At 63.0% G+C, this 12,133-nt stretch carries 8 protein-coding genes; 4 read left to right on the top strand and 4 right to left on the bottom strand.

The annotated features are described in order from the left end of the window. Nucleotides 1-157: 157 nt before the first annotated feature. Nucleotides 158-1,216 carry a TIM barrel protein gene (locus VHD36_03490; protein ID HVU86358.1) on the bottom strand — a complete coding sequence of 353 codons (1,059 nt, stop codon included), beginning with the start codon at nucleotides 1,214-1,216 and terminating at the stop codon, nucleotides 158-160. Nucleotides 1,217-1,411: 195 nt separating this feature from the next. Beyond that, nucleotides 1,412-2,674, bottom strand: a complete 1,263-nt coding sequence (locus VHD36_03485) for a hypothetical protein (protein HVU86357.1) — start codon at nucleotides 2,672-2,674, stop codon at nucleotides 1,412-1,414. 219 nt (nucleotides 2,675-2,893) lie between these two features. Between VHD36_03485 and VHD36_03480 the strand changes: the two genes are divergently transcribed. After that, on the top strand, nucleotides 2,894-3,343 hold the full coding sequence (locus VHD36_03480; protein ID HVU86356.1) for a cupin domain-containing protein: 450 nt from the start codon (nucleotides 2,894-2,896) through the stop codon (nucleotides 3,341-3,343). A 129-nt stretch (nucleotides 3,344-3,472) separates the two neighbouring features. Continuing rightward, a complete protein-coding gene (locus VHD36_03475) occupies nucleotides 3,473-4,636 on the top strand; it encodes an aldose 1-epimerase family protein (GenBank protein HVU86355.1) in 1,164 nt (387 codons plus the stop codon). A gap of 380 nt (nucleotides 4,637-5,016) precedes the next feature. Here VHD36_03475 and VHD36_03470 read toward each other — a convergent pair whose 3' ends face one another. Both VHD36_03470 and VHD36_03465 read right to left on the bottom strand, forming a co-directional pair. After that, nucleotides 5,017-6,369 carry an MFS transporter gene (locus VHD36_03470; protein ID HVU86354.1) on the bottom strand — a complete coding sequence of 451 codons (1,353 nt, stop codon included), beginning with the start codon at nucleotides 6,367-6,369 and terminating at the stop codon, nucleotides 5,017-5,019. 189 nt (nucleotides 6,370-6,558) lie between these two features. Beyond that, nucleotides 6,559-10,344 (bottom strand): CHAT domain-containing protein, encoded by a 3,786-nt coding sequence (locus VHD36_03465; GenBank protein HVU86353.1) that lies wholly within the window; start codon nucleotides 10,342-10,344, stop codon nucleotides 6,559-6,561. 409 nt (nucleotides 10,345-10,753) lie between these two features. Here VHD36_03465 and VHD36_03460 point away from each other — a divergent pair, with 409 nt between their 5' ends. Both VHD36_03460 and VHD36_03455 read left to right on the top strand, forming a co-directional pair. After that, entirely contained in the window at nucleotides 10,754-11,185 is a 432-nt protein-coding gene (locus tag VHD36_03460) for a hypothetical protein (GenBank protein ID HVU86352.1), read from the top strand. A 245-nt stretch (nucleotides 11,186-11,430) separates the two neighbouring features. Further along, entirely contained in the window at nucleotides 11,431-11,823 is a 393-nt protein-coding gene (locus VHD36_03455; GenBank protein HVU86351.1) for a GlsB/YeaQ/YmgE family stress response membrane protein, read from the top strand. Nucleotides 11,824-12,133: the final 310 nt, after the last annotated feature.

Genomic DNA, 12,133 nt, shown 5'->3' with positions numbered 1-12,133 from the left:
AAATCCTCCAAATCTTGTCTGTCAATACCTTCGAGAAAACCCCACTTTTACAGCTACTTTCCACCTCACAACACCAAAACCGTACAGACCCCGACCCTAACCAACGACGCCTATTCGACTTCTAACCGGACAGTACTGATTTGAATTTAGACATTCGTCATTCGCGCCACCCGTGCGCGTCGCGGACGGCGATCATGGCCGACAGGATCGAATTCCACGTCTGCGGCCGGTGCATGACGTCGTTGGGGAACATGCAGCCGTCCCAGCAGATGTGCTGGAATTTTTTGGTGAGCGCGCCTTTTTCGTCGCGCAGCCAGTGGCCCGCATCCCGGGCGATGTTCAGCCGGCCGTTGGGATCGTCGGGCAGGCAGTGACGCCCCGTCTTGTCGTGCGAGCCCGAGCCTTTCACCGTGCCGTCGTTCTGGGCCACGTGGAAATCGATGGTCCAGGGACGCAAGGCGGCCGTCAGCTTCTTCAGCCCCTCTTGCAGGCCCGCCGTGTCCTTCCAATCGAATTTCTCGGGTAGAATACGGTCCTCGGGCGCGTTATAGCCCAACAGGTACAAAAGCGTGTGCGCCATGTCGGCCTGGAAGCCGACGGTCTTCGGCCGGTCGACCATTTCCAACAGCTCGACCATGCGGCGCCAACTGTGCATGCCACCCCAACAGATCTCGCCTTCGGCCGCTAAACGTTCGCCATGGTCATCCGCAATCGCGGCCGCTTCGCGGAATGTCTCGGCGATCTTCTTCGAATTGGCTGTCGCGTCCCCTTGCGACCACGTGCCGGGATCGACGGCCGAATCGATGCGCACGACGCCGTAGGGGCGCGCGCCCAGTTCGCGCAGCTTCTTGGCGATGCGGCAGCCCTTGCGCACCTGCGTCAAAAAGTCCTTTCGCTCTTGCTCGCTACCCATGGCCGATCCTCCGCCCGTGGGCGGCCAGACCGGCGCCACGACCGAGCCGATGACCAGGCCTCGCGAGCGCACTCTGTCGGCGAGTTGCTTGAGATCCGCGTCCGACGAGTCGATGTCGACGTGCGGCGCGAACAAAAACAGGTCGACCCCGTCGAACTTCACGCCGTCGACCTCGGCCGCGGCCGTCAGGTCGAGCATCGTGTCCAGTTCGATCGGCGGCTCGGAATCGGGTCCTTTGCCGACGACGCCCGGCCAGGCCGCGTTGTGCAGCTTCGGAGATTGATTGCTATGCGTAGGGCTCATGCGTGCGTTCTCGCGAGCGTGTTGTCGTAATATCTAACCGCAAAGGTCGCACTGGTGGGCAAGCCACCAGTGGCACCCGCTTCTCCATGGAAAACTTGTTTCAACTCTGTAGCCGGGGTCTGTGACCCCCGACGCCTTACCTGCACATCCCGGCCTCAAAAAGGCTGGCTACAGAATACCGAATGCAAAATGCGTTCAGCGTTTGTAATCGCCCATCTTCGGCAGGTTGGCGTGCGTATCAGGGCCAAAATAGCGCAGGCCCACCAGCGGTTCGCTCCCGGTGTTCTCGATTTCGACGCCGGCCGTGGCCGCTTCGTGCGTGATGAACACTTCATCCTCGGTGTGCTGGCCGAAATGAATCATGGCCGGCGTCTGCAGCGCCAGCTTGCCCATCCGCCCGCGCCCTTGCACCGTGATCCAGCCGCTGGCGCCGGGGTCTTGAATCTTGCACTTCGCCCCCGGCTCGAGGGTCAATTCCTTGGCGCTGAACAGTTGCGCGCCGTCGACCGTGCCGTACACGATCCAGCGATCGGTGTAGCCCGATCCGCTGCGCGCCTTGTCGACGATCGGCTCGAGATAGTTGTTTTCCTTGAAGTGCGTGTCGACGTTCTTTTCCCAATCGAGCTGGTCGATGATGAAATCGAGGTCCTGGTGCTTGTCCTTGGGCACATCCTTGACGAGCAAGGCCCAGGGAACCTCGCGTCCTTCGACCAACGACTGGAACATGCCGAACACGTCCGAGCCCCATTGCGGCTCGTAAGTGCACAGCGAGCCCGGAGCGTGCAGCACGCCGGGCGGAATGAGCCAGCCGGTACCGCGCTTCAAGCGGAAGGCCCGCGACAGGTCGAGGATGCCGTTATCCCCCTTCGACCAGTTCTCCAGGCAGCGGCGCAGTTGCTCGCGCGTCGTGCCCGGCTCGAGCCCCATGAACGTATAGGCAAAGTTGTTGTCGACGTTGTTCAGTTGCGGCGGGAAGTAGTAGCTCTCGGGCTTACCTTCCTGGCCGGTCAGTGCCGCATGCTCGAACTTCTGATGCATGTGGTGCGGGATGGGCCCCATGTTGTCGAAGAACTTCGAGTACACCGGCCACCGCTTGTACTTATCGAACATCGTCTTGCCGACCAGCCGCGATCCCTTCTCGGCCACGGCGTCGCGCAACGTGAATCGCTGCTTTTCGAAGGTGACGTAGCTCAGCCCTTCGTCGGGCGTGCGGTTGTCGTTGGCCGCCTCGGTGGTACTGGCAAACCAGCGCTCGTCGATGCCGCCGCGGTGAGCGCCGTAGGCGTACCAGTCGGTCGGCGCCAGCTTGATGCGTTTGCCCGGGTGCAAGAAGCTGCGCGGCACCCAGGTAGGCGTAAGCCGCAACAGTCCGCCGCCGGCGTCGAGCGCGGCATCGAGAATCTTCGCTACGTTGTCCTTGGCCACCACGTCTTTGGTAGAAACGGTCGCTGTCGCCATATCCGGCCGAAACTCCTAGGAGAAAATGCCCGGCAGAACGCCCGGCAAACGGTTACCTGGAAAGGACTTGTTTTATTCGTTAGGGAAACGGTTCGCAAGCAGCCCGAAAGGTCGTGGAACGCGTCACACACGACGCCTGTGGACCGTCAATCCATTGGACCGAGGCGTTAAAATATGCGCGCCACGACCTTCGCCCCCACCAACATTGGGAGATCGACCATGTCCTTACTGCGAACGCCCCTTGTCTGGACCGGCACCATTGCCGCATTTGTTCTGATCGTGGCAACGTCCTTGGCTCTCTCGCATGAAGACGAAGATGCGAAGGTTACTCCGCCCGGCAGCGGCAGCGCGATCGCCAAGGTCTTCGAGCAGATGTTGCCGCAGGGCGATTTTCGCAAGGTGAACGTAATTACGGTCAATTATGCCGCGGGAGGCGCCTCGCCCAAGCACCGGCACGACGTGGCTGTGTTTGCCTACGTGCTCGAAGGCATGGTCGAGAGCCAGCTGCAAGGAGAGGAACTAAAGACCTTCAAGCAGGGGGACATGTGGTACGAACCGCCCGGCACGATCCACGTCGTCAGCCGCAACGCCAGCAAGTCGAAGCCGGCCAGGCTGCTCGTGTTCCTGGTGCAAGAAGAAGGCAAAGCCGCCACGACCTTGGTGAAATGACGGTCCAACGTCCCTTGGTCCTGGCCAGATCGACTCGCAATCCGTAGATTCATGGCCTTACCGTGACGGCGCGACAGCAGGAAGTCGCCCATTGCCGAGATCGAGCCCATTTTGCCAGGGATGCATAGCATGAGCCAGTCGTGGCTGCTGACCGACGTCGACCAGCGGGTGTTTGTGCCGGAATTGGAACGGGGGCCGGCCGATTTCACGGGCGAGCTGGTGCGCGGATTGCGTGTCAAGAAGTACGTGCTGCGCGGCGGCCTCGGCGATGGCGTTGACGTCATCGAGGTAGAAAACGGCGCCGTGCGCTTAGTGCTGCTACCGACGCGCGGCATGGGCATTCACAAGGTATTCTGCGGCGACGTCGAGCTTGGCTGGCAATCGCCCGTGCGCGGCCCGGTGCATCCGACGTTCGTCAATTTGTTCGAAGGATCGGGCATCGGCTGGCTGGCCGGCTTCGACGAATGGCTGTGCCGCTGCGGGCTGGAATCGAACGGCGGCCCCGAATGGAATGAAGCGGGCCGCCTGGTGCATCCCTTGCACGGCCGGATCGCAAATACGCCGGCGCATCGCGTCGAAATCTCCGTCGACGGTCAAACCGGCGAGATCAGCGTCAGCGGTATCGTGGACGAGTCACGGCTGTTCGGCCGCAAGCTGCGGCTGACGTCGACAGTGCGATTGCGCGGCGGCGAGCCAAGCTTCTCGATTCATGACGAAGTAACGAACCTGTCGAGCGAGCCGACGGATTTCGAGCTCTTGTACCACATCAATTTCGGCTTGCCCTTTTTGCAGCCAGGCGCGACGCTCGTGGCGCCGGCCGTGAACGTGGTACCGCAGACATCGCATTCGGCGACAGACGTGGCGCGCTGGAACACATACGGACCTGGGGAAGCAGGGCTCGGAGAATTCGTTCATTTCTTCACGCTAGCCGCGGATGCCGAAGGGCGCACGAACGTGCTGCTCAAGGCGGCTGACGACCGTGCAGCGGCGCTACATTTCAATACCCGGCAACTTCCCTGCTTCACGCAATGGAAATTGCAGCAGCCAGGGTCGGACGGATACGTCACCGGACTCGAACCGGGGACGAATTACCCGAACGTTCGCTCGTTCGAAGAGCAGCAGGGGCGCGTGCCGACACTCCAGCCCGGCGCGTCGCAGAGTTTCGACCTGGCTTTCGACGTGCTGACAACTCAGGAAGCCGTTGCCGCGCACGCGGCGGCGATCGAAAAGCTTGCCGGCGGCAAGCCGCCACGCGTTTTCGAGCGCCCCCAGCCCGGCTGGTCGCCGGCTTAGCACCGGTGGACCGTCACACATTTACCGCGGGATTCGGGTGTTATTGCCAAGCTCACCGTGGGGCATCCCCGCATTTCACGCGTTGTGTTTTGAGAGTCGCACACCAAAGGTGTGCAATAAGTCAGCCCAGGGCAACGCCCTGGGGCCACATGCACAAACCAATGAGCCGAGCCCTGAAAGGGCGATACAATTCCGCGCGTCTTTCGATTCATTGTGCCGCCCCTACAGGGCTCAATAACGACGAACATGGACGCGAAATTCACCCAGGGCGTTGCCCTGGGCTATATTGTTTGACGCCTTCGGCGTCAGAAATGCGCGACGTACCGGAATCCCTTGCGCTCGACGTAGCATGCTGAACAGGCAAGAGTTCGAGCCATCCACTAGCTCGGGCGACGTTTCAGAATCTCTCGCCAGCGCCACGCGCCAGGCTCAGGAATGCGCGCCAGCCAAACCACGCCCAGTGCTCGCGTGATCACGCCCACGAGAAACAGAATCGCAAAGTGATCGATCTCGATCCCACCGAGCGACGTGTGAAAATGCGCGTCGCGCAGACGGTCGAACAAATAGCCGCCGGCCAATGTGCTTAGCCCGTACGCAACGCCGCCTAACGCCTCGAACGAGGCGATGTATCCGGCGTTGTCTTGCGACGGCGCCAGCTTGAGCATGATGTTCGTCAGGCAGATGTTCAGGCCGACGTAGGCCGACCAGAAGACCCAGGCGCCCGTGATCCACCACGGATGCTCAGGCGACGCCAGAAAATAAAAGAGCAGCCCCAAGGCCACGAGCGCCTGGCTCAATTCCAGCACCGGCCGGTTACCGAAGCGATCGCTCGCGCGCCCGGCCAGCGGGCTGAGCGCCATCTGACCGCCGCGCATCCCCAGTTGCATCATCTGCATGGGCAGGACACCGATCCCGAGCACGTACACATAGATATTCTGCGCGGCCTGCGAGATGCCGTTAAAGAACGAGAACCAGGCGCGGTAAACGAGCAATCGCCGGAACGCGAGATCGCCGACCGGCCAGCGGCGTGTCATCGAGGCGCGGCGCCGCGGCGCCGGCACGTCAGGCATCATCACGAGTGGCACGAGCGACGCCAGCAATAAGCCTGCCCCTACGCAATTCGGAATGATGTAGCCCAAGAGCAACCGCTCCGGCTGCGATTCTTTGTAGGTTTGCTTCCAATCGTCGGTGAAGCGACCACTGAGAAACAACGCAGGCATCAGAAATAGGAGCTGCCACACCTGTCGCCGGCCGAAGTAGCGCCCGCGAATGCGCACCGGCACGAGCGCCGACAGCCACGACCAGAGCGCGACGCTGCCGACGTACTCGAGCAATTGGTGGACACAGATGAGCGTGAGCAGCCCCGCTAGCGCCGTGGACCGCTGAATCCCCGGCGCAAGCGTCACACCGGGCAAACCAATCGCCAATAGCAAATAGCTGGCCAGGGAGGCCTTCAGGCAGGTCGCCTTGATCCCGCCCAGCGGCCCGATCAGGGCAGGTGTCGCCAAGCGCAACAAACCAATCAGCGACGGCGCCGCGATCAATACGCCGAGCGCCGTTCCTTTGGCTCCCAGCTCCTGCGCCAGGTAATAAACGAGCGTGCCGGTCGTCAGCCCGTTGCCGACGCTCCACAACACGCCGTTGACATAACCGAGCGTTAAGGCCCGGCGCCGCAGCGCGCCGCGAATGCGCGGCAGATGGGTGGCGTCATTCGCATGAGACTCGCCTGGCATGGCCGCCAAGCCTACGGGCTAAGAAAGCCCTACGCAACGATTTTCACACGTTCATAACAAAGCAACACAAAGTGCGCTCGAAGTATCGCTGCCTGGTTAATTACAACTGCCACGTCGCAAAGCTGGCAGACGCGGCCGATTCCTCGATTGCCACCTTCGACGTGGCAGATTCGGCGCGAGAGGCAACGTCTAGGAATCGTCGTCGTCCTTCGGTTTCGACTTTGGCGCGGCTGGCTTCTTGGTCTTGGGCGGCGTTTTCGTACGCGGGCGCTTGGGCGGTGCTTTGCCGGTGCCGTCGTCAGCGGCGCCATCGTCGGAAAACAGGTTGTTGGGAACAACTCCCTCTTCTTCCGCTTGCTGCGCCTTGGCACCGCGCGTGCGCGGCGTCTTGGGCGTTTTGCCTTTGCGACCCGGCTTGCCGGCAGGCTCGTCAGCACTGCCGTCAAAGCCACCTTGCATCGGACCGCCGGCCGGTCCTAGGCCAGAATTATTCGCCGCAGCACCGTTCGGAGCATTATTCGGAACGCCGTTCGGAGCACCGTTCGGAAAGCCATTCGCTGCGCCGTTGGCGCCCCCATTCGCAGCGCCGTTGGGACCACCACCCGCCGCGCCATTCGGCGCGCCGAAGCCACCGGGCGTCATACCACCGCGCGCGCGGTTGAATCCGCCGCCTGCCGGCACTTGTTGCGGCAGCCCGCCCGGCTGCTGCTGCGCGCCTCCGTCGAGCGGCATGCCGAAGGCCGGCTGTCCGCCGCGCTGTTGCGGCGTGCCGGGCTGTTGGGGCGTCGCCTGTCCAATTCCGCCTGCCCCGCCCACCGTGGGAAATGGTGGCGGACCGCCGGCGGCCGGATTCTCGGCCGCACCCTGCGCACGCGGCTGCCCTGGTGCGGCGCCGCCGGGACCTCTCGGTTTCGCCGCGGCAGGTTTTTCAGCCGCGGCGTTGTCAATCTGCTCCTGGCGCAGCTTGTCGGCCAATTCCTGCGGCAGCGTTCCCGTGTCGGCCAGCAAATAGCCGGCCCAGAAGAACGGATGGTCGGCCGACGGTGCCTCTTCCTGCGCCGTCAGGCGCAAGCGCGGCTCGCCGGCCGGGTTCAGTGTGTCCTTCGTTACCAAGAGCAAGCTGCGCTGCCAGGCATCGGCCGCGCTGGCGTGCGGCAATTCCTGCACGAATTCGCGGACCAGGTCCATGCTCGACTGTCCGCCCGTGCGCCAGCGGCTTAGTAAAACCGTGCGCGTGCCATTGGCCATCAGGGCGCATATCGAGAGGAACAGTTCGTTGCCCGGCTCGCCCGTTTGCTTCTTCATGGCCCGCTCGGCCGCCGTGTGGAACGAGGGCATGATGACGAAATCAGGACCGCCGAACGGAAGCGGGAACCAGTTGGCAATCGTCCCCGTTGCTTTTTGATCCTGCGGCAGCGGCGACCATTCGTACGGTTCTTCGTCGGAGGTCGGCACTTCGTTCAGCACGATCAGCCCGTCGAATAACGTCGCATAGGCGGGCAAGTCCTTGGGGAGCGGCGCGTGCAACGCCACGGCGCCCGGCAACACCTTCGAAATCTCGTCGAATGCGGTCGTCGACTGCGCCGTGTCGCCACTCAGAATCAGTTTGCCGACGACCACGGCGGTATTCCCGCCCGCGCGGCGCGGCCGTGGATCGCCGACGGCCAGTGACACGAGCGGCGCGTAGCGAATCTGCACCTTGGTCCCCAGCGGCACCTGCTCTCCATCGACGTTCACCGGCAGCGCTTCGAAGGGCAGGTACCACAGCGCGCCGTCCGGCACGATGGCCAGTTCCGTGAAGCTCTTCAGGTCGGCGCGCGAGTCCTTGGTAATGGCGTCGAAGATCTGTTTGGCCGTTTCCTTCCAGTTCGCAGTGGTCAGATCCTTGAGCGTCAATTGCCGGTTGCCGTCGACGCTGCCGAACGCTTGCAGCAGCTTCATCACGGGTCGGGTCAACTGGTCGCCGCGCGGCACTTTCCAATAACCGTACTTGTCGCGCGTCATCAGGATGGCATAAGCCTGCCGCGGCGTGGAAAAGAAACTGAGAATGGCATGCCCCTCGGGCAGCGCGGCCTTGATATCCTTCGTCGGGCGAAACGGCGGAAAAATCAGTTCGCACGGCTCGCGGCGCACGGCGATCTGCCGTAGCAGCAGTTCTTGCGCGTGGCTCGTCTCGGAGAGCGTGGCCAGCTTGTTTGCCTGCGCATGCCCCGCCGAGGGATCTTCGGCCACCAGCGGCGCTTGCTTCAGCTCGGTGTGCAGTTTCTCGGCCGCCAGGTGCAGCTTTTCGTAGTCCGGGTATCGCGCCAGCAAGTCTTGCCGCTGCAGCTTGGCGGCCTGGTCGAGATTGTCGTCCGGCCCTTCCAGCAGCCAGCGCAGATTGTGCATGCGCCCGCCAAACTCGAGCGTGCTCAAGAACCGATGCCGCCGCGCCAGGTCGCTGATCTCCAGCACCCGTTCATGGTCCTTGCGATCGACCGCCACCTCGAACCAGTGTTCGTACTCCAGTTCGTGCGGTGTCATCATTACTGACAACGCTTCCAGCGGATCGCTGGCCCAGTCGGCCGCCGTCGGGTCGCGTAGCACTTCGCCGTAAAGATCCATGGCCACGCGTGGGCTGTAGGTGCCGTCGGTGTACAACGTGTCGGCCAGCGTGATGTGGAATAACCGCAGCGAGCTGGTCTTCTGGAACGTCATTGCCGAGGTCAGCTTCTGATCGCCGAGTTCCATCTCGCCTTGCTGGTAGGCCGCCAAGGCCGAGATGAAGTTCAGCCGGGCGCCCATCTTTCCGACCGCCATCGCCCGGCGAGCCATGGAGGTCGCGGCCGAGGTCAGCAAGTTCGCTGCCGCTTGGGGTTCGCCGAGAACGCAATAATTTTCGGCGGCCAGGATCTGCGTCGACACGTTCAGATGGCGCAGATTGTTGGCCTTGGCCCACAGCGTGGCGGCGGCCAGCGGCGGAAACAGCCCCGGCCGATTCGCCATCAAGTGCGTGGTTTGTCCGTAGCGGAAGGCCTCTTCAATCGTGGTCGGGTCGAGGTACATGGCGGCCGCGTAGCTCGCCTCGGCGAAATAATTCGCCGCGGCGTCGTAGTCGGCGGCCAAGAGCGCCAATCGTCCCAGTTCCAGAAATGCCATGCCGGTCAGCGGATGGTCGAATTCCCCGGCCGCCAGCACGGCGCGCTCCAGAGAGGTTTTGGCCTGCGCGTCTTTGCCACCGCACGAAAAGGCGATGCCCAGCTGCAGGTCGATCCAGCACTCGGTCCAATGATTGGGATGGCCGGGTCGGCGCGAAAAGACCGTGATCAGGTCGTTCGTCAACTGATCCTGAGCGCACGCCGGGCCCATCAGTTCCCGGCGGCGGCGCATGGCGAGGGACGTGCAGCGGACGATTTCCTGCACGCCGATGGCCGTCATCATCGGCGCCGAAGCAACGCCGCCCCCCTGCGCCACCAGGTTCTGCAAATTGGTGAATTGCCCCTGCAGAATGGGAAACGTATCGGGATAGTTCCCCAGCACCACGGCGCGCGCACTGCGTCCCCAGGGGACGGGCTTGAACTGGCCGGGATTGGCGCCGCGGATCCCCGGCGGAAACTGCACCTGCATCATCCAGTTGTTGAACGCCGAGTACAGTTGCAAGGCGCTCGTATATTGCGCCAGCGCCAGTTGGTTCTGTCCCAACTGGTAGTAGCACTCGCCGACCATCGTGAAATAGCAGATCGAATCGATCCAGCGATTCGTGCCGGCCCGAATTCCGCCGCGCGCCGCCGATTGGAATTCCAGAAGCGCGTCGCGATAGTCGCCGTCCCAATACGTGGGAAAGCTGCCCAGGTACTGGCCCGAAGGGATGGTGAATCCCAATTGTGCCTGGGCCGCCGGCGGAAGTGCCAACAGGGCGCCGATCAGAGCGGCGCACGCTAGCCACCTAGGGAGTGACACCAGAGCCGGCCGGTCGCGCGACACAGTTGCAGCCACGTCGAAATCTCCTCCTCTACCCCACGCTTGCCGTGGCGCATGGCGGCACGCAAGACCACGCCGCGACATGCGTTTTGCCTGCCGTTCCCGCAGGCTCGCCGGCCGGGAGAAATGAGACAGGGTGGCCCGGCGCCAGGCAATTTCCAGCATACCGAGCGGCGGGCAAGTTAGCAAAAACCGAGCTCCTGCCATTCGGCATACCAACCCGCTGCGGGCATTGCACTTGCCCCCGCTAGCAGTGGGCCCGCGAAGCAATGAAAGCCGTATCGAGCCGTGCCGTTTCCGGCAAATTCTTCCAAATCTGCCGAAAGTCCGCACGCCGCAAGGACGATAAAGCAGGGTAGCAATTTTGCCGGTTGTAACGATTGCACCAGTTCGCTTCGCGTACAAAACGGAGCAGGGAAAACCGATGGCTCGGTCAGAGTTCTCCAAAATCCGCGCAGGCGGCGTTACCGCGATGCTATTGGTCGTGGCCACGAGCGTCGGTTGCCAGAGCGATTACGCCGGCCAGACCTTGCCCAGCCCTTACTGGCAAAAAGACGACATTCAATATTTTCCGCCGGGCCCTGAGTTCAAGCTCTCGCGCGAAGCGGCGGCAATGAAGGCCTACGGCACGGGTCGCGCCTCGCGACCCGCCGCCGCACCCATCGGACCGGCCGAGGCAGGACCGCGCCCGGGTGGCGATCTCGATCAACCGGCGACGATGGTACAGCCGCCGCCCGGCGCTGGACCAGCCCCGCTTAACGGTGCTGCCGCACCGCCCGCTGCCGACGCCATGCCGCCGGACGAAGCACCGGCCGGTGAAGCGCCAGCGGACAACGATCCCTTCAATCCGCAATAGAAACCAATGCAACCACCTGCGGCGGCACACGACCGCTGCCATACAAGTTTTGTCGGGCGCCTCGGCTACCTGCCGAGCACATACGTGCTACCGCCGTGACGGCGGAACAAATCGGTATGTGATCGGGGCGCACAGGGGGGACCGATGCTCTTCGCCACTGGTGTTCGCGGGACGCTTCGCCGAGCGGCCGCGGTCACCAGGCTGGCGAAGAGTGGAATCAGCGTGCTACGGGGATAGAGCGAATCATGCCACAGCCGGAACTCGCTGAAATGGCCCAGTACTGGGCCAACGAAGCTTTCGTGTGGGTCGGCTTTGGCACGATCGCGGGACTGCTCGCCAAAGGGCTCATGCCCGGCCGCGATCCGGGCGGAGCCGTCGCCACGCTCGGCATCGGTATCGGCGGGGCCATTGTCGGTTGCGGCATCTTGTCATTCTTCGTGCCCGACTATCGGGTTTCGCCGCTGACGCCCGTGGGCTTTCTGGTGGCGACCGGCGGCGCGTTCGTGCTGCTCTTCTTTTACCGGTTACTCTCCGGCTACGTGATCCGCGAAGACGGCGAGGGCTACGTCCCGCGCCCGATGTTCGCCCGCCGCCGCGATAGCCGTCGGCGCGAATCGTACTACGACGATCGTGTGTAGAACGCTCGTTGCATGATGGCTCTGGCGCATCCGGAAACCTGGAAGTTGGATGCCGCAAGACGAGTGCCCTGTCACAGCTATAAGTTCGGGTGCCATGCTCACGCTTGCGTGAGCATGGCGTTGACTCGAAGTCGGGCCGCGTAGTAATCCGACGTGGCCACGGCAAGCGTGGCCACGGCACCCAAACCCGAGAATCAAGCTGTGACCAAGCACTAGCCCGAAGCGCCAGCGAGGGATTGCACACCTCTCCCGCCCTCGCTGGCGCTTCGGGCTTGTAGGGAACCTGTCGACCCGATTTTTTTAGTGCAGG

The organism is Pirellulales bacterium (genome assembly GCA_035546535.1).
Classification (GTDB): domain Bacteria; phylum Planctomycetota; class Planctomycetia; order Pirellulales; family JACPPG01; genus JACPPG01.
Note: the sequence above shows the minus strand (reverse complement) of the source record. Positions and strands in the feature narration are given on the sequence as shown.